The following is a 17,787-nucleotide window of genomic DNA, read 5'->3' on the forward strand; positions in this document are numbered from 1 at the left end:
CCTCCTTTTTTTATTCTTAAATATTAATTTTTATACCTGCTTCTACAGATGTCCCATAACCATCTAAACCTTTAATTATCTCATATTTCGTATTTGTCAAATTACTTATTTCCCCCCATATTGTAATATTATTAAATTCTTTTGCAATAACCATATTATGAATCCAGTATTCAGGTAAAGTATCCCCCACCAGATAGGCATAATACATACCCCTTTTTCCCATATATTTGCTTTCCATACCTAACTCTATACCATATGGGATAGAAATTGCAAGGAAATTTTTTCCACTGAATTCAGGAATAGAATACATTGCAAAAATTCTTTCCCTTCCAAAATCAGGGAAAGGCAAATAATAATCAGGCTTTGTGGGCATGTATTCAAGAGATACTTTCTCTTTAAACTTTGACACTATAAAACTTAAATCCCAATTCCACTTGTTTAATTTATAAAAACCTATATTCACAGGTTCTAAGGAATCATTTATTTGGCGGAAATAAATTCCATTTTCTACTTGCTTATATTCAAACTCAGTATTTACATTATTGGCAAATAAAAACTTAATTTTAATCGCAGACATGTAATTTTCATTTCTTAAGCCAGGATTTACTTTCGAATAAGGCTGTAAAATATAAATATCTTCGTTCGTATTTGTTGCTTTTTTACTGTTGTAACTGCTGTTTATTACCAAATTACAATTTACATTCCAGTTAATTTGAATAGCCGGTAAAATATAAGGGGCACTTATCCCTACTCCTATAAATATCTTTTCCTTGATATTTCTTCCAAAGAGTATTATTGCATCCCATAAAGCTTCATTTTCATATAACAATGAGCCTGAAGTTTTAAGGATATTATTCCCCATAAAAATCTTTTCATTTAGGTCAAATATACAATTTTTATACCATTCATTATTAAGACTATACGCAAAAGCTTTTGTATTAAATTCGGTTAAATTATTACTACCAATATGGTTTAGCCTAATGTTTCCACCAATTAGGCTTTTATCTTCAACCTTTTCGGCTTTCAAATCAAAGGATTTATTAATCTTTTTACTGCCTAAATTAAGACCATATTCTTTACCCCATTCAGTGTTCCCATATTTGAAATTAATATACGTTTCAAACAAGTGTTTCGGAATAATTATCTTTGTAGTATCGAGTTCTTTTTGCTTGATTTCAGGGGATACCAGTTCTAGTTGAGCTTCAGGTTCATTCCCTTCAATGGCATATAAGCATACAGGTAATAAGAATATAATCATGAAACACCAGTTAAAATTATTTAATACCAACTTGCTAATCCGCCTCTCCTGTTTGTCATTCAGGTGAAAGTCACAGACCCCGCCCTGGCGGTGGTAGGAATCCATTGCTTTATCTGTTTTTCTTTTCATCCCTGTCTGCCTGTTTGGCATAAACTCACTCAACTTATAAGAAGCTCTTTCCGCCTCTGGCGGATTAGAGATTCCTATCCAGCTCCGCTGGACTCAACTCCTTGTTAACGGTTTGTTGCAAATGGTGGTTTTTGTATTCCATTTTCTGTTATAAATGCAGTTATATATTCTGCAGGAGTCACATCAAAAGCAGGGTTAAGCGCTTTTATCTCTTTAGGCGCAATTTCAACTCCTTTTATCTTTTTTATTTCTTCTTCTCCTCTTAATTCAATATCTATTTTATCTCCGGATTCAATAGAAGTATCAATAGTTCCATATGGCGCTGCAACATAAAAAGGAACATTATTTGTCTTTGCCAATACTGCAAGCGCATAAGTCCCGATTTTATTTGCAGTATCACCATTTCTTGTGATTCTGTCTGCCCCTACTATACATAAATCTACCATTCCCTTTGACAACACATACCCCCTGGCGCTATCGCATATTAATGTTGCAGGTATATTATTACGAGTCAATTCCCACGCCGTAAGTCTCGCTCCCTGTAGAACGGGTCTGGTTTCAGGAACAAAAACATTGGATATTTCGTCTCTTGCAAGATAAATCGGTGCAAGCGCAGTTCCAATACCTGCGGTAGCAAGAGCGCCTGCATTACAATGAGTCATACATCTGGCATTTTTCGGGATTAGACTAACTCCATATTCTCCTATTTTAAAACAAGTCTCTTCATCCTCATTTTTTAACTTATCCGCTTCTTCAATAAAAGCTTGTAAATCGGTTGTCTTAGATAACACTTTTTTAACTCTGTTTAGACTATAAAATAGATTATAAGCTGTAGGACGAGTACTTTCCAGTAATTTAATTGCAGATTCTATTTCTTCTTTCTTGTTAGTGTTTTTTACCGCAAGAGCAACTCCATAAGCAGCAGCAATGCCTATTAAAGGAGCGCCCCTGACTCTAAGACTTTTAATAGCTTCTGCCATTTCAGAAGGCGTTTGGATAATTTTGTATGTCTCCTCATTGGGCAATAAAGTCTGGTCGAGGATCTTTACTATTCCATTTTCCCACGAGATTGTGGAAAAATTTAATTTCATATGGCTTTCTTGATCAAATCAGGAATTTCTGATAAGGTTTCCGAAATTATAGCGCCGGCTTCTTTTAATGCAGTTATTTTGCTTTCTACCGTTCCCATATTACCTTCAATTATAGCGCCTGCGTGTCCAAGTCGTTTACCTTTTGGAGCTGCTTTTCCTGCTATGAACGCAATTACGGGTTTATGCATATTCTTAATAAATTTAGCTGCTGTTTCCTCGCAAACACCACCAAGTTCACCTGCCATAACGACTGCATCAGTATCTTTGTCTTCATCAAACAGTTTCAATATGCCGTCAAAATTAGTTCCAAGAACAGGGTCGCCACCTAATCCCACGGAAGTTGATTCTCCCATTCCTGCAAGAGTCAATGAGTTCGCTATGTAATACGTTATCGCTCCACTCCTTGCAACAGTTCCTATTCTTCCTTTTGAAAAAGTTATTCCCGGCAGCATACCGACAAGGGATTCCCCGGGTGAAATAATACCCGGCGTATTTCCTCCGATTACTAGAGTCCCTTTTTCTTCGGCTATTTTTCTTACATATAACATATCGTGAATTGGGATTCGTTCGGTTATCACAATTACAGTTTTTACGCCCGCATCTATAGCTTCAAGGATCGCATCTTTTGCAAATCTCGCGGGCACCCATATAGAGGACACTTCAATATCTGGATGTTTCCGCATACATTCGCTTACAGTATCATAAACAGGAACATTATGAACTTTTTCTCCACCTTTTCCGGGAGTAACACCGCCGACAACTTTTGTCCCGTATTCGAGCATAAATTTAGTATGAAGTTGCGCATTAGCTCCCGTAATTCCTTGAATAATAGTTTCTGTACCTTTTTTTATGATTACCGCCATTTTATTTAAAAATAAGGAGCAGACTTTCCAACACCTGCTCCTAAGTTAATTTCTATTTTATTCCTTATAAATTTACCATTTAATAGCATACGTAACGCCAGCTATTAGTCTTACATTCCATTGAGTGTTTGTTCCTTCTGTTGTATATTCATATGTAGTTGAACCTTCTGTTTCTTCATCAATAAAATTTGATATAGACTTTGTAAAATAATCAAACCTTATCCCGACATCTGCGCTAAGCTTAGGAACTTGAGGAATCCATATTCTTGCTCCGACTTCTCCGGTTATTCCCATATTAACAGTAGCATTTTCCTTATACATAGATTCGTTATTCGATGTATATTTTATACTATGGGTATTAAACCCAACAAACGGTCCCGCACCTATCCACGGGTAAACAGAAGGTATGTTTCTTATAAAAATTCTTCCCAATGCGCCTAATCTTGTAGAACCAATAAGGTATTTATAATCTACTACAGTGTCCATTCCAAAACCCAAATCTATGGTATCATTACCCGAAAACTTGGAATTATAACTTCCTGCGTTTACCTCTATACCTATTGGCAACCCAGGAACTGCTAAAACAAACTCCCCCATAACCTCAAACCCCATTCCCATAAGAGTTTTTGCTTCTGCGAGACTTCCCGTAGGAGCAATTGTAGTATCAACTCCCTTATCTGTACAAGTAATATGAACTTCTTTCAATTGAAGATTTTCATACTGATATCCAAACTTCGCTCCTACGTTAACGCAAGTAATGTCTTCATAAGGAGCAGTAATACATAAAAGTATATTTAATATAATTGTATTCATAATATGATTTAATTAGTTATAATCTTGTATATTGTCAAGTTTTTTTGTGATTTCGTTTTATATTTTATATAATAAAGAATTATTAATTAACTGGCTTTTAAGATTGGATGTCTTATCTCTATAATTTTATAGGTTTTATACATATTCCATATGTTTTAGGTGTAATGAATGCCCTATAAAAAAAAAGTGTTGACAAAAGTCCAAAAATGATACATGTATATACCCTAATTAAAAGTTTGCTTTAAGGAGGTGAGGACTGAATGGTAACTGAACACGTAAAGGATGACGAGTCCTTTGAATCTGCCTACAAAAGATTTAAGAGACGTTGTGAAAAAGAGCAAATTTTTTGGGAATTTAAAAGGCACGAGCATTACGAAAAGCCGTCACAAAAAAAGAGAGAAGCTTTTAAAAACAGAGATAAGTGAAAATTTCCCAGGAAATAATAACCCAAATTAAAGAAGCTAATCCAATTGAAGTAGTATTAGGTTCATATCTGTCCCTGAAGAAGGCAGGGAAAAATTATAAAGCGTTGTGTCCTTTTCATAACGAGAAGACGCCTTCTTTTCTTATATCTCCTGAAAAAGGCATATACCATTGTTTCGGGTGTGGAAAATCCGGCAATGTATTCACCTTTATAATGGAACATAACAACCTTAACTTTAATGATGCCGTAAAAACCCTTGCGGAAAAAGCAGGGATAAAGTTACAAACCACCGCTTCAAATAATGAAAACGACGAATTATACAGGGCAAATGAATTTGCTGCGGAATTCTTTCATTCTATACTTCTAAAAAACAAACAGGGACCTGCGTGGAGTTGGATTAAAAGTCGGGGAATGAATGAATCTACCATAGAAACATTTATGCTTGGGTATGCGCCCGTAGAACCTATACTTTTAGAAAAAGCTAAAACTAATAAAATAAATACTAGAGATTTAGAAAAACTTGGGCTTATTAATAATGGAAGACCATCCTTTAGACATAAAATCATATTTCCTATTAGAAACAGATGGAACAAAGTATTGGGCTTCGGGACAAGGGTTCTTGATGACTCTGAACCCAAGTATATAAACTCTATGGAATCCCCCTTATTCAAAAAGGGAAATATATTATACGGATTATACGAGACGGGCAAATTCCTTAAAGAAGAAGCTATTCTTGTAGAAGGATATATGGATTTAATTACTCTGCAACAAGCCGGAATAAACAATGTAGTAGCAAGTATGGGAACTTCTCTTACTGAGACGCAAGCAAAAGCATTAAAACTCTATACAGACAAGGTAATAATTCTTTACGATGGTGACCAGAGTGGGATTAAAGCTGCAGAAAGAGCTATAGATATTTTATTAAGCGCTTCACTTGAGGTAAAAGTATTAATCCTCCCTGATAATGAAGACCCGGATTCATTTATTAGAAAATTTGGCAAAATAGATTTTTCCAAAGCACAAAGTTTTGAGGAATTTAAATTTAAAAACTGCGCAACTGTTGAAGAAAAATCTGCCTTAATAAAAAATTTCCAGCAAACTTTATCTAAAATACCTGATGAAATAAGGCGAGAACTATGGGCTACGGAAATTGCTCAGAAACTAAATATAAATAAAAAATTTTTATTAGAATCTTCTCAGCAAAATCTGCATCTAATAAAAAGAACAGTATATCATAAAAACATGGAAACTTTAGAAGCTGAATTACTTGGACTTGCATCATCATCGTCTAAAGTATCTGAGATACTCATGAAAGAGTCGTTTGATGCTACAACAGTCGAATTGAAACCCTTTTTTGATATGGTTTACAAAGGAATAAAATGTTCGGAATTACTCAATGAAATATCGGACGAAACCCTTAAAAACACTGTTACAACTGCTAGCTTTTTACTTGAGAACCCGGAAGTAGATTTAGAGAAAATGACCAGAGACTATGTTAACCGTATAATCAAGATGAAAAAAAACATACGGAAAGATGAAATTCGTAAGATAATAGAAAAAGGAACAGTTTCTGAAGAAACTTTAAGAGAATATCAACAACTTATAAATTCTTAATTCTCGTTTATAGAAAGGAAAAATATGATACAATATATAGAAAAAATACTCAAACTTGTGGATGAGAACAATGAAGTAACTTTTAAACAACTAAATGACCTGCTTCCAAGTGATGTAATATCTCCCCAGGCATTTGAGAAAATCATTGCCGAACTGGAAACGGTTGGTATTAAAGTCGTAGAAGAATTGCATATAAAAAACATCCCAAAGAAAGTAGTTGTTGAAACAGAAAAGTTTGAAAACCCTACAAAAACTTATTTCAAGGAAATAGGAAGCGTTTTACTACTATCGCGCGATGAAGAAGTAAGACTTGCAAAATCCATAGAAGAAAAATACAGAACTTTAGCGATGGCAGTGTTTTCAACCACGTTTACTATAAATGAGTTGTTGAAATACCAGAAGAAAGTCGAACAACGAAAGATTCCGCCTGAAGAATTCATCAGGATAACTATACCTGCCCCATCTGCAGAATTCATAGAAAAGGAAAGAAGGCGCATACTGGATACTATGAATCTTGTCAGAAAAAAAAGAAACGAAATTGCTCCATTATTAAATAGAAAGAACGCAAATCCTCTTATTATCAAGCAAAAAAAGCGTGGTATAAAAGAAGCCCTTCTAAAACTTGATTTGCAATACGGATATATAGATGAAATCCTTTCAAGACTTAAAATATTTTCCGAAAAAATAGGACTCAAAGAAGAAAAAGTTAAATGTACAGGTAAAAAGTTACTGCTCAAAAAAGTAATTAAACAATGTGAAGAAGAAATCGGTATGAAAAGACCGAACTTTGATAAACTCCTAAAAGAAATAGAAAATTATGAACTTATATTAACGGGAGCTAAACAACAGCTTGCTTACGCTAACGTCAGATTGGTGATTTCAATAGCAAAACGCTATATGAACAGAGGTCTTGAATTTACCGATTTAATACAGGAAGGTAACGAAGGGCTGATGAAAGCCGTTACCAAATTTGATTATAGAAAAGGTTACAAGTTTTCCACCTATGCAAGTTGGTGGATTAGACAGGCTATTACGAGAGCAATTGCTGACCAGGCAAGAACAATAAGAGTCCCAATTCATATAACGGAAATAATTCACCGCGTATTAAGGGAAACACGTCTTTTATTACAGGAGTACGGTAAAGAACCTACACCGGAAGAGATAGCATCAAGACTTGATATTCCGGTCACTAAAGTAAAATCCGTCTTCCTTATAGCACAGGATATTATTTCTCTTGATCGACCAATCGGTGACGACGGGGATTCTTTCCTCGGAGATTTTATTGCAGACGGAAGCGAAGCATCTCCTACTTATTCCATATCAAGAGTTTTATTAAAAGAAAGATTGGAAGAAGTATTAAAAGACCTTAGCAAAAAAGAACAAAAAGTAATAGAATTGCGATTCGGTCTACACGGGCATCAACCTAAAACTCTTGAAGAAATAGGCTTAATTTTTGACGTAACAAGAGAAAGAATAAGACAGATAGAACAAAAGGCACTCAAAAAGCTAAAATACAAAGAAAGAAGAAAGAAGTTAGAGCCTTTATTGGAATTACTCCAGGATACTCCTTTACCGAGACAGTAATTTTTCTTGCCGGAGTAGTTTATTAAATGCGGTTTTAATTGTGTGGTTTTTTATATCTCTACAAATTCTCTTTTTCTTCCGGTAAATTTGACACTTTTAGTATATCCTACTTCTCTAACCAATTTTGCGGCATAATCAAAATCTGCGCCAACTCTTTCCGGCAAATGAGAATCCGAACCAAAAGTAATAGGCACTCCTTTGTTATGGCACATCTCTAATAATCGCTTCCCCGGGTAAATCTCTTTACAGGGTTTTATTAATCCGCTTGTATTGATATCTATACACACGTTACCCTCTTTGAGCGCTTTGGCGGTTTCTTCCAATATACTATCAATGTTTTTCGTAGGTCTATGCCCAAATTTTTTTATGACATCGGGATGTGCTATAATGTCAAATAATCCTGTCCTGGCAGCTTTTCTGACTAAATCAAAATACAAAACGTATAATTCATATATGTCCCATTTATCGTATCCTTTGACTTGTTTGGGACTGTCGAAACACCAATCATCTATATGGTGAACTGACCCGATTACATAATCAAAGGGGTATTTTTCTATAAATTCTTTTATTTCGTTTTCACGTCCGGGCAAAAAATCCATTTCAATGCCAAGTTTAATTGGGATTCCCGATTCTTCGTTCATATTTTGAATTTTTTCAATCACAATAGGCATATCCGAAGTTTTCATAGTCCATTCGACTTCTTTGAAACATATATGGTCTGAAAATCCGATTTCTGTTACCCCGTTCTTTATAGCCGCTTTTAGATATTCTTCATGCGTACCGCTCCCATCCGAAAAAATCGTATGTATGTGATAATCTATCATATTATTTCGCAATATTTTGATGTGTTATTTTTGCTTTTTAATATTTGATATTTAATTTTCTTCTAACAGCTCACCACTCCAAGCGCTATGGAATTCAGTTTAGTATCTTTCGAATCCGAACGTGACAACATTACGCACGGCAATTTCGCCCCCATAACTGCTCCGGCAATAGATGCTCCGCCAAGATAAATCATAGATTTTGCGGATATATTTCCTGCCGCTATGTTAGGCATAATTAAAATGTCCGCATCTCCGCATACGGAATGCTTTATTCCCTTTAATTCACAAGCCTTTGATGATACCGCAAGGTCAAGCGCAAAAGGTCCTGCCACCTCGCAAACGCCAAATTTCTTGTCCCCTGCCATTTTCACAAGTTCAACAGCATCCATAGTTTCGGGCATATCCGGATTCGGGACTTCTATTGCGCAGACTATCGCTACTTTAGGGCATTCTATACCCAATTTGTGCGCAAAATCAACCGCATTCATTAAAATATCTGATTTCACTTCAAGATTCGGATAAATGTTCATCCCGCCGTCGGTTATGAAAAGCAACTTATCATAAAACTTCGTTGACATAACTGCAATATGAGACATTGTCCTGCCAATTCTGAGCCCTGTAGACTTGTCCAGAACTCCCTTAAGAAATGCCGAAGTTGATACTTTGCCTTTCATAATAATATCCGCCTCTCCCCTACCCGCGATTTGTGCCGCAATTAAAGGAGTTTCTTCGGCGCTTGCAGAAACAACTTCAAAAGAAGTCTGGAATTTTCCTATCTTTTCTTTATCTCCGACGAGAAAAACTTTATTAATAAGTCCGATTCCTTTTGCAACTTGAAGTTCTTCTATCGCAACAGCATCGTCTCCGCCACTTACTACAATATTTTTCGGTCCTTTTGCTTTTGCTTCCTTTAATAAAGCTTCAAAATTCCTTATCATCTTTCCTCCTTTTGAATTTCCCCGCACAATACCAACCGCCAAAGACAACTCTGCCTTTGGCGGATAAGTTTCTAATTTCCCTATCTTCTATATGTTATTTTCGTTTCTCTCTACTCGGAACTCTTTACTCCCAACTCTTTTACCCTTTATTCGTAGGAATTTTCTCTAAAAACGGTCTCACAAGTTCCAACGGTAATGGGAATATAATCGTAGAGTTCTTTTCAGTTGCAATCTCGGTCAATGTCTGCAAATATCTTAACTGCAATGCTGCTCCGGATTTGGCCAAAACGTCCGCTGCTTCTCTTAATTTTTCCGATGCTTCAAATTCACCAAGCGCGTGTATGACTTTGGCTCTTCTTTCTCTTTCGGCTTCTGCCTGTTTCGCCATTGCACGTTTCATCTCGTCAGATAAATCAACGTGTTTTATTTCCACAAGCGATATCTTTATACCCCACGGATCTGTCTGTTCATCTATTATTACCTGTATTTCTTTGTTGATTTTATCTCTATTTGCAAGTAATTCGTCCAAATCTACCTGTCCTAAAATACTTCTTAATGTAGTCTGGGAAATCTGCGATGTTGCATAAAGATAATCCTGAACCGCTATAAGCGCTTTACCGGGGTCAACTACTCTATAAAAAACAACCGCGCTTACTTTTATTGAAACGTTATCGTGAGTTATTACGTCCTGTGGCGGCATATCAAAAGTTACGACTCTTAACGGAATTCTCGTAAGTCTGTCAATACCGGGAAATATAAGTACAAATCCGGGGCCTCTTACTCCAACAAACCTACCGAGTCTGAATACTACGCCTCTTTCATATTCGGGCAGTATTCTTATTGCGTTCGCAAGTATTATAATTGCGAAAATCACAACAAACATTATTGCAGGTGTTAAACCAAACATTTTCCCCTCCCTTGCCAAATTTGCCAAAATTTCTCATTGAAATTTTGCTCCAAATTTGAGCTTCCCGCCTTGGCGGGATTGTCTATCTCTTTTTTATTTTGTTTTATCTTATAACTGTAATCTTTTTCGTTGTCTTAAATGTCCCCGTAGTTAATTGCACAAAATATACCCCTGTTTTAAGTTCTTTCGCGGTCAAATTAATACTATAACTTCCTGCCCCTTTCTCAGCGTTAACTAATGTCTTCACACAACTTCCCGAAATATCATAAATCGCCAATGAAACTTTACTTGTAATCGGAATTTGATAGGTGAGAACCGTTGACTTCACAAACGGATTTTGACTTGCCATAAGCGTAATCGAAGGGGTTTCGATGTTTAATTTTTCTTCCACTCCTACCCCTGAAAGCCTTATTAACCATAAATCATATGAACCGGCTCCGGAAGAAGCTGTCCACCCTGTCATTATGTAACCCTTATCTTTGGTCTCTTGAACTGAATATCCCCTATCCTGAGCGCTTCCGCCAAAAGTCTTTGTCCATAACGTGTCACCGGATGCATCCGTTTTTATAAGCCATGCATCATAATTACCTGCGCCGTAAGATTTTGTATATCCTATTAGTACGTACCCGCTATCAGAAGTTTGTTGAACTGAATAACTTATATCCGAAGAATTCCCGCCAAAAGTCCTTGTCCACAAAGTGTCTCCGTTTGAATCTGTTTTTATAAGACAAATATCTTCGGTATCGGCAATAGTATACCCTATTACAATATACCCGCTATCAAAAGTTTGTTGCACTGCCCGACCCTTGCCCCAGGGAGTTTTGTTCAGGGTTTTAGTCCATACGGTATCGCCCGATGCGTCTGTTTTAAGTAACCAGATAACACCTTCATTATTAATAGTTGTACGTCCTGCTATGATATACCCATTATCAAAAGTCTGTTGAACGGATTCTCCCCAGTTTTGTGCAGTATCGCCAAAAGTCTTTGTCCATAATGTATCTCCTGAAACATCCGTTTTTACAAGATATAAATCATAGTCTGAAGCTCCATGCCAACATCCCGTTACGATATACCCACTATCCGAAGTTTGTTGCCCTGAAAAACCATAATCGCAGTAACCCGGTGTTCCCCAACTCCTTGTCCAAAGAGTATCACCTAAGGAATCTGTTTTTACAAGCCAAAAATCACTTGTGTCGGTATCATAAATATCCGTATATCCTGTTATAATATATCCTCTGTCAAAAGTCTGTTGAACTGTATACCCCATATCGTTACCACTATCACCAAAAGTCTTTGTCCATAAAGTATTTCCGGATGCATCCGTTTTTACAAGCCAAACATCACTGCCACCGGCACCGTAAGAATTTGTACTGCCTGTCATAACGTATCCGCCATCAATAGTCTGTTTAACGGAATAACCCATATCAGTAGATGCCCCGCCAAAAGTTTTTTCCCATAATGTAGTTGGCGCATCGGCAAAACTATAGGATAAAGCTATGCATATACCAATTCCTACAAATAAACCTCTCATCTTTCCCCCTATGCTAAATTTACAAAAATTTCCCATTAAATCTTGCTTATTAAACCATATCTTTTCCCTTTTGTCAACACTTCTCTCTCTAATCTGATCTTCCGATATACTATTTTTTTATGCCTTTTTCTTTTTTATATTTCTTTTCCATCTGTAACCAAAAATTTAATCCGAAAAAGTATCCTCCGATAAGCCCTAATACCAGCATAATTCCTAAGTCTTCTAAAAAATCGTGACTTGTAAAAGATAAAAAAGAAAAACCCTTGCCCTTTATTATAATATAACAAATAGGCATTCCTATTATTGCCATCAAAAGTCCCCATCCCAACCCAATTTTTAATATACATCTATTTTTCCCCTGTGCCCTAAGTTTTTCCCATTTTTTCCCAATATTTCTGTTTTTCCTCTTCTGAATAAGCCATTTTTCTATACTTATTCATCACAAACTTCAAAATAACCATCATTATAAGAAAGAAAATTAGTGTAGCCGTAAGATTAAACATTTTCTCTCCCTGTTTTCTTTTTCCTTTCTACTATTTCTTATCCTGCCTACCTACCATTTTTCTTGTAGTTTCTATTTTTCTATATTCTGCAGCTTTTAGTTCTATGTTAATCTCTTATAGTCTCTTCAAGTCCCTGTTAAAACTCTTTTTGTTATCTGCTTTTCGTTCGTTAATCTTTTAATCCTTCTGTTCTCGTGTGTTAATCATGCCTGTCCGCCATTCTTTTTGGAGGATGCAATCGTGTGGTTTCAATTTTCATTTCTTTTCTATTTTGGTTTTCTTTTCCACCCATCCCCAAAGCTGCATTGCAGAAAAGTATCCCCCGGCAAAAGATACTATCGTAAAAATAATTATTAATCTTATAAAAAAATAGTCCGGGAGAGAGGAATTCTTTTTCAGAACCATCGCAAATATAATAAAACCTATCATTCCACTAACCCCGGATGATAAAGTGTGCTTCAATAGATATCTTTTTTTCCCCTGCGAGCTAAATTTGTCCCACCATTTCTGTTTTTCCTCATCCGAAATGTTTATTTTTTTATTATTTGTCCTCTTTATCACAAATAAACAAAGTACCATAATTATGCCAAAAAAAATTAGCATACCTGTGCGACTAAACATTCCCCCTCCTATTACCTAATCCACTCTACTTTCTCAGGTTTTCATTAATCTTTTTTATCCTGTTAATCCTGTCTAAATTCTCTGTATTCTGTATATCTGCTTTTCTTCTCTCTTGTATTCTCTTTCAATCCCTGTAACCCCTTTTTTATCTTATAACTGTCAGTTTCTTCGTCGTTTTGTAATTCCCCGCATTAAGTGTCACAAAATACACTCCCGTTCTCAATTCTTTCGCGTTTAAATTAATACTATAACTTCCTGCCGCTTTCTCCCCATTTACTAATGTCTTAACACAACTGCCCATTATGTCATAAATCGTTAATCGTGTATTAGTATAATCGTTATTCGGAGGAATAGTATAACTAATAACGGTTGACTTTACAAACGGATTTTGACTTGCCCTGAGCGTAGTCGAAGGGTTTTTGATTTTTGATTTTTCTTCTATTCCTACCGTATTATATACTGCAAGCCCACCATAAGTGCCAACCCAAATATTATTCCCTTCTATCGCAAGTGCAAGTACCCCGTTATGAGGCAACCCGGAATTTGATTCATTGAACACAGTCCAGTTAGTACCGTCAAACCTCACAAGCCCGCCTCCCTGAGTTCCAATCCAGATATCGCCAGTCGTCCCTTCTATTGCAAGAGAATTGACATAGTTAGAAGACAAACCGGAATTTGAAGCGTTGAATACAGTCCAGTTTGTGCCATCAAATTTTACAAGACCGCCACCATAAATTCCAATCCATATATTAGTTCCTTCTACCCCCAGAGCATAGACCATATTATAAGGCAAACTGGAATTTGAGGTGTTGAACACAGTCCAGTTCGTGCCGTCAAACTTCGCAAGCCCGCCATTCAAAGTACCAACCCATATATTGCTTCCTTCTATTGCAAGCGCAAAGACATAGTCATCGGGCAAACCTGAATTTGAGGTATTGAACACAGTCCAATCCGTGCCATCAAATTTTATAAGACCAGCATATGTACCAATCCATTTATTACTTCCATCTATTGCAATTTCAAGGACACCAAGGACATTATCAGGCATCCCGGAATTTGAAGTATCATATAAAGTCCAATTTGTATCGTCAAACTTCGCAAGCCCGCCACCATCATAAATTCCAACCCATTTATCGCCAGTCGTTTCTTCTATTCCAAGAGCATCAATAATGTTACCTGATAACCCGGAATTTGAAGTGTCATAAACAATCCAATTTGTATCGTCAAACTTTGCAAGTCCACCCTTCCAGGTGCCAATCCACTTTGCGCCGCTAGGCATCCCTTCTATTGCAATAGCAACGACACGGTTATTCGGTAACTCAGAATTTGAAGTGTCATATACAGTCCAGCCTGCCCCCTGAGAAAATCCATTACACGCAATTATATTAAAAACAATATAAAATAATAAATTATATTTTTTCCCACCTGAGGCGGATTTCACTTTGTTCAACATTTTTTCCCTCTCCGTTTTTCTTTTCTTTATTTTTTTACTCTATAACCTCAATTGTCTTTCTGCTCTCCGCGTAAGGATTTCAGTTGTCTGCGTTAATCCAAGTCTGTTAATCCCAATCATATCCATTTTTCTTTTCTCTTCGCTACTCCCTGTCCACCAGTCTGTTTGGCGGAACCCATCGCTACTGTATTTTCTTTCCGTTCCTCGTTCCTCGCTACTCACCCCTTGCTACTGTAGTTTCTCCACTTTCAACACCAGTCCTTCCACATCCAAAATCTTCACCCTTTCCCCCGCTTCTATCGTCTCATCTGCTGTTGCATTCCACCATTCCCCGACAATAAAAACTTTTCCTTCTTTTCCCGGGACAATTTTCTCCTTTACCTTTCCTATTTGTCCTATAAGCCCACGTTTCCCGGTTACAGGTTTCTTTTTCATCGCCCGAACTGCCGCACTCAACACAAAAACAAAAAATGCAGTAATTGAGCCTATCACCACAAGAATCGAAACCCACGATATACTCCAGAAACTTGTCTTCACTTTTATAAGCATCATTGAACCAAGTAGCATAGAAATCACCCCTCCTATTGTTAATGGCCCGCTTGTCGGGATAAAAAGCTCAAGTATGAGCAACGCAAACCCCAGCAAAATAAGCCCTAACCCCGCATAATTTATCGGTATTATTTGAAATGCATAAAACGCCATTATTAAAGAAATTCCCCCAAGCACTCCCGGCAATACGGCTCCGGGATGCGAAAACTCCAGTATCAATCCCCAGATTCCCAGCATCATAAGAATATACGCAAAGTTCGGATGCGCAATATGGGATAAAAAACTCTCGCTGAATCCCCATTTTATTTCTTTTATAGGTTTGTTTTTCGTATTCAAAACCACTTTCCCCGATTCCAAATTTACTGTTTTCCCGTTAATGCTGTCCAGAAGCTCAGTTACATTTGCCACAACATAATCAATAACCGTATCTTTCAATGCCTCTTCAGCCGTAATGCTTACCGACTTGCGAACTGCATTTTCAGCCCATCCCTCGTTTTTCCCTCTTTTGTTGGCGATAGATTTTATGTATGCAACGGCATCGTTTTCTGCTTTAGTTCTTGAATCGTCAGCCATAGTTCCGCCAACTCCGACAGGATGCGCCGCGCCAATATTTGTTCCGGGAGTCATTGCAGTTATTGGAGCCGAAAGCAGGATAAAAACGCCTGCGGAAGCGCATCTTGCTCCGGAAGGATGAACGTATACGACTACCGGAATCTTTGCATTCAGAATCGCTTTAGTTATGTTCCGCATAGACTCATCCAGCCCGCCCGGTGTGTCCATTTCAATAATCAGACACTCCGCTTTTTCGGATTCCGCCTGTTGAATCGCCCGCACAAGGTAACCCGCAGAAGCAGGATGTATCACGCCGTCAACTTTTGCTATGTTAATCGCGCCCGTTTGTACCGAACTCAACCGCAAAACTAAACTCAATAAAAATATCATCATTTTCTCCTCCTAAGGTTTAAGATACCATTTGTTGGTATTATCTTTTTTTATTATAAAATATCCGTCTGTGCCTCCATAACAAATAAAATATTCTCCATTCGGAGACCATCTCAACCCAGCACCACTACTAACTTGTAAAGTATCTTGTTTATTAGAAGTAAGGTAAAAGATAATTCCTTGAAACCAAATGTCATTCGCAGAAATAGCGTTTGAATCAGAAGGTCCCCAATCTGGATAGGCTACCTCAATAGTAGAATCTCTTTGCAATAAATTACCAGTAGAGTCAAATATGGATAGGAAACCAAATTCTCCCGATGTATGTTTAATTGCAGCAATTCTTCCACTATTGCTTGACCATGATGGAAAAGTAATGGTTATATCTGTTATTATTTGCTTATCTCCGGTTCCATCTTTATTCATAATCCACAATCCTTGCCCGGTTTTTTCATAAACAAAATTAGATGTATCCGGCGAAAAATCAGGATTTCGTCCGGAGCCAACTTCTCTTAGTTCCGAACCATCCCGTTTAATTACATACATCACAGGATAATGCTCACCACGGTCCCAATCTTCTATACTTAGTGCTATCCAATCTCCAATACTTGATGAACTAATTCCTCCTAAACAAGGTCCATAGTTAAATTCATTTTCTTTTACTATGGCAAGTTTTTTAAGCCCTGTTCCGTCATTGCTAATCTCGCATACTGTTATTTTTTCACTTCCGCCTACCTGAGCATCTCCTGTTGCTGTCTGTTTCCATTTTTGCACATAATAATGTTCTAAAAACACAACTTTTCCATCTGATGTCCAATTTGGCGCTTCCCAGACTGTAATCTTCTCTTCCCACCTTTTCTCACGATTACAACCAAACAATATAGAAAGTAAAAGTACGCCTAAAATAATCTTTTTCATACAGTTCTCTTTATACCTTACAATCTATTTGATTTTTAATTTTTGATATTCCCTCTTACACCATTCTTTCAAACCGTTCGCAAGTATTATTAAATTCTTTTAACGTATGATGTATTTTACACGTTCTTTTTAATCCAACTTTACTGTGCTTACAATAAAGACAAATCTTATACTCATACGGTTCCTTATCCAGAACATCCAAATACTTTGCACTAAATTGTTCGGACAGCGAAATCCCTTTACGGGTAGATTCCCATTTCCGCCATCGCCACATCGTCTCCGGGCTTTTCTTTTCCTCTAATTTATACGTAACAAAAACACCTATTAACGCGATTACCCAAATTAACATCCCGATATTTTCACATTTAGGTAGATGAGATATGCCAAAAGATAACATTCCTATTCCCCAAAGTGCTCTTTTTATAGCAGTATAAAACATATTTGTTCTCTTCCATAACTGTATTGCTTCCACAAAATATCCTATTCCGGCTACCCAAAAGAAAATTATCAAAATTATATGTCCCCACGGTTTCCATAGAGTAAAAAGTAAAACTGTCCCACCTACTACGAGAATAATAGTTAATATTACTATTAGCCAACTCTTACCATCAATACTATCTTCCCCTATTCTTTTATCAAAAAGTCCCATAGTCTCCTCCGGTTTTTTTAAACATTCAAACTCTCTGTTCTTTTTTTAATCTTCTAATCTGCGATAACTTGGAGTTTGTTCCATCAGGAACATTACTCCAAGTTATCCAGCTTTGCTGGGCTATCCATGTAAGAATCTTCTTTTATTTGTTTTTTCGATACTCTAGTATTCTTTCTGCT

The 17,787-nt window shown here is 36.8% G+C and carries 19 protein-coding genes; 3 read left to right on the forward strand and 16 right to left on the reverse strand.

Features of this window, described 5'->3' with window-relative positions; translation table 11 throughout:
• Positions 1–16 precede the first annotated feature (16 nt).
• The 4 genes from WC614_02305 to WC614_02320 form a co-directional block, all read right to left on the reverse strand.
• Positions 17–1,387, reverse strand: coding sequence for a hypothetical protein (locus WC614_02305; GenBank protein MFA5031827.1), 1,371 nt, complete (start codon positions 1,385–1,387; stop codon positions 17–19).
• Between the two features lie 104 nt (positions 1,388–1,491).
• A complete protein-coding gene (gene mtnA, locus WC614_02310; GenBank protein MFA5031828.1) occupies positions 1,492–2,478 on the reverse strand; it encodes an S-methyl-5-thioribose-1-phosphate isomerase in 987 nt (328 codons plus the stop codon).
• A complete protein-coding gene (gene sucD / locus WC614_02315; GenBank protein MFA5031829.1) occupies positions 2,475–3,341 on the reverse strand; it encodes a succinate--CoA ligase subunit alpha in 867 nt (288 codons plus the stop codon). Before sucD ends, mtnA begins: the two co-directional genes overlap by 4 nt.
• Before the next feature lie 72 nt (positions 3,342–3,413).
• Positions 3,414–4,154 carry a hypothetical protein gene (locus WC614_02320; protein ID MFA5031830.1) on the reverse strand — a complete coding sequence of 247 codons (741 nt, stop codon included), beginning with the start codon at positions 4,152–4,154 and terminating at the stop codon, positions 3,414–3,416.
• 260 nt (positions 4,155–4,414) lie between these two features.
• Between WC614_02320 and rpsU the strand changes: the two genes are divergently transcribed.
• The 3 genes from rpsU to WC614_02335 are packed head-to-tail and all read left to right on the forward strand — an operon-like array spanning position 4,415 to position 7,776.
• A complete protein-coding gene (gene rpsU / locus WC614_02325; GenBank protein MFA5031831.1) occupies positions 4,415–4,579 on the forward strand; it encodes a 30S ribosomal protein S21 in 165 nt (54 codons plus the stop codon).
• Positions 4,576–6,192 carry a DNA primase gene (dnaG, locus tag WC614_02330; protein ID MFA5031832.1) on the forward strand — a complete coding sequence of 539 codons (1,617 nt, stop codon included), beginning with the start codon at positions 4,576–4,578 and terminating at the stop codon, positions 6,190–6,192. Before rpsU ends, dnaG begins: the two co-directional genes overlap by 4 nt.
• Positions 6,193–6,216: 24 nt before the next feature.
• Entirely contained in the window at positions 6,217–7,776 is a 1,560-nt protein-coding gene (locus tag WC614_02335) for a sigma-70 family RNA polymerase sigma factor (GenBank protein MFA5031833.1), read from the forward strand.
• Between the two features lie 50 nt (positions 7,777–7,826).
• Here WC614_02335 and WC614_02340 read toward each other — a convergent pair whose 3' ends face one another.
• From WC614_02340 to WC614_02395, 12 genes are all read right to left on the reverse strand, one after another.
• Positions 7,827–8,600 carry a histidinol-phosphatase HisJ family protein gene (locus tag WC614_02340; protein ID MFA5031834.1) on the reverse strand — a complete coding sequence of 258 codons (774 nt, stop codon included), beginning with the start codon at positions 8,598–8,600 and terminating at the stop codon, positions 7,827–7,829.
• Positions 8,601–8,662: 62 nt separating this feature from the next.
• Positions 8,663–9,538 (reverse strand): phosphate acyltransferase, encoded by an 876-nt coding sequence (locus WC614_02345; protein MFA5031835.1) that lies wholly within the window; start codon positions 9,536–9,538, stop codon positions 8,663–8,665.
• Positions 9,539–9,677: 139 nt separating this feature from the next.
• Positions 9,678–10,445, reverse strand: a complete 768-nt coding sequence (locus tag WC614_02350) for a slipin family protein (GenBank protein MFA5031836.1) — start codon at positions 10,443–10,445, stop codon at positions 9,678–9,680.
• A 103-nt stretch (positions 10,446–10,548) separates the two neighbouring features.
• Complete coding sequence (locus WC614_02355) at positions 10,549–11,976, reverse strand: T9SS type A sorting domain-containing protein (GenBank protein ID MFA5031837.1); 1,428 nt, start codon at positions 11,974–11,976, stop codon at positions 10,549–10,551.
• Between the two features lie 109 nt (positions 11,977–12,085).
• Positions 12,086–12,286, reverse strand: coding sequence for a hypothetical protein (locus WC614_02360; protein ID MFA5031838.1), 201 nt, complete (start codon positions 12,284–12,286; stop codon positions 12,086–12,088).
• Positions 12,287–12,341: 55 nt separating this feature from the next.
• A complete protein-coding gene (locus WC614_02365) occupies positions 12,342–12,479 on the reverse strand; it encodes a hypothetical protein (protein MFA5031839.1) in 138 nt (45 codons plus the stop codon).
• A gap of 255 nt (positions 12,480–12,734) precedes the next feature.
• The gene (locus WC614_02370) at positions 12,735–13,100 is read right to left on the reverse strand and encodes a hypothetical protein (GenBank protein ID MFA5031840.1); all 366 of its coding nucleotides are present in this window, start codon (positions 13,098–13,100) and stop codon (positions 12,735–12,737) included.
• Between the two features lie 145 nt (positions 13,101–13,245).
• Positions 13,246–14,553: a T9SS type A sorting domain-containing protein gene (locus WC614_02375; GenBank protein MFA5031841.1), complete on the reverse strand. Its 1,308-nt coding sequence runs from the start codon at positions 14,551–14,553 to the stop codon at positions 13,246–13,248.
• A gap of 39 nt (positions 14,554–14,592) precedes the next feature.
• Positions 14,593–14,775 (reverse strand): hypothetical protein, encoded by a 183-nt coding sequence (locus tag WC614_02380; GenBank protein ID MFA5031842.1) that lies wholly within the window; start codon positions 14,773–14,775, stop codon positions 14,593–14,595.
• 6 nt (positions 14,776–14,781) lie between these two features.
• Entirely contained in the window at positions 14,782–16,047 is a 1,266-nt protein-coding gene (locus WC614_02385) for a nodulation protein NfeD (protein ID MFA5031843.1), read from the reverse strand.
• Between the two features lie 9 nt (positions 16,048–16,056).
• Positions 16,057–16,959 carry a hypothetical protein gene (locus WC614_02390; GenBank protein ID MFA5031844.1) on the reverse strand — a complete coding sequence of 301 codons (903 nt, stop codon included), beginning with the start codon at positions 16,957–16,959 and terminating at the stop codon, positions 16,057–16,059.
• A 55-nt stretch (positions 16,960–17,014) separates the two neighbouring features.
• Complete coding sequence (locus WC614_02395) at positions 17,015–17,608, reverse strand: hypothetical protein (GenBank protein ID MFA5031845.1); 594 nt, start codon at positions 17,606–17,608, stop codon at positions 17,015–17,017.
• Positions 17,609–17,787 lie beyond the last annotated feature (179 nt).

It is taken from the genome of bacterium, from assembly GCA_041649255.1.
Lineage (GTDB): Bacteria > Hydrothermota > UBA3073 > JACQXS01 > JAQTXJ01 > JAQTXJ01.

What these genes read in the sequence shown, in the direction of transcription:
- rpsU (MFA5031831.1), top strand. Translation starts at nt 4,415, where the DNA reads ATGGTAACTGAACACGTAAAGGATGACGAGTCCTTTGAATCTGCCTAC.
- WC614_02345 (MFA5031835.1), bottom strand. Translation starts at nt 9,538, where the DNA reads ATGATAAGGAATTTTGAAGCTTTATTAAAGGAAGCAAAAGCAAAAGGA.
- WC614_02395 (MFA5031845.1), bottom strand. Translation starts at nt 17,608, where the DNA reads ATGGGACTTTTTGATAAAAGAATAGGGGAAGATAGTATTGATGGTAAG.
- WC614_02305 (MFA5031827.1), bottom strand. Translation starts at nt 1,387, where the DNA reads ATGAAAAGAAAAACAGATAAAGCAATGGATTCCTACCACCGCCAGGGC.
- WC614_02390 (MFA5031844.1), bottom strand. Translation starts at nt 16,959, where the DNA reads ATGAAAAAGATTATTTTAGGCGTACTTTTACTTTCTATATTGTTTGGT.
- WC614_02360 (MFA5031838.1), bottom strand. Translation starts at nt 12,286, where the DNA reads ATGGCAATAATAGGAATGCCTATTTGTTATATTATAATAAAGGGCAAG.
- WC614_02355 (MFA5031837.1), bottom strand. Translation starts at nt 11,976, where the DNA reads ATGAGAGGTTTATTTGTAGGAATTGGTATATGCATAGCTTTATCCTAT.
- WC614_02370 (MFA5031840.1), bottom strand. Translation starts at nt 13,100, where the DNA reads ATGTTTAGTCGCACAGGTATGCTAATTTTTTTTGGCATAATTATGGTA.
- WC614_02385 (MFA5031843.1), bottom strand. Translation starts at nt 16,047, where the DNA reads ATGATGATATTTTTATTGAGTTTAGTTTTGCGGTTGAGTTCGGTACAA.
- sucD (MFA5031829.1), bottom strand. Translation starts at nt 3,341, where the DNA reads ATGGCGGTAATCATAAAAAAAGGTACAGAAACTATTATTCAAGGAATT.
- WC614_02340 (MFA5031834.1), bottom strand. Translation starts at nt 8,600, where the DNA reads ATGATAGATTATCACATACATACGATTTTTTCGGATGGGAGCGGTACG.
- WC614_02365 (MFA5031839.1), bottom strand. Translation starts at nt 12,479, where the DNA reads ATGTTTAATCTTACGGCTACACTAATTTTCTTTCTTATAATGATGGTT.
- WC614_02320 (MFA5031830.1), bottom strand. Translation starts at nt 4,154, where the DNA reads ATGAATACAATTATATTAAATATACTTTTATGTATTACTGCTCCTTAT.
- mtnA (MFA5031828.1), bottom strand. Translation starts at nt 2,478, where the DNA reads ATGAAATTAAATTTTTCCACAATCTCGTGGGAAAATGGAATAGTAAAG.
- WC614_02350 (MFA5031836.1), bottom strand. Translation starts at nt 10,445, where the DNA reads ATGTTTGGTTTAACACCTGCAATAATGTTTGTTGTGATTTTCGCAATT.
- WC614_02375 (MFA5031841.1), bottom strand. Translation starts at nt 14,553, where the DNA reads ATGTTGAACAAAGTGAAATCCGCCTCAGGTGGGAAAAAATATAATTTA.
- WC614_02335 (MFA5031833.1), top strand. Translation starts at nt 6,217, where the DNA reads ATGATACAATATATAGAAAAAATACTCAAACTTGTGGATGAGAACAAT.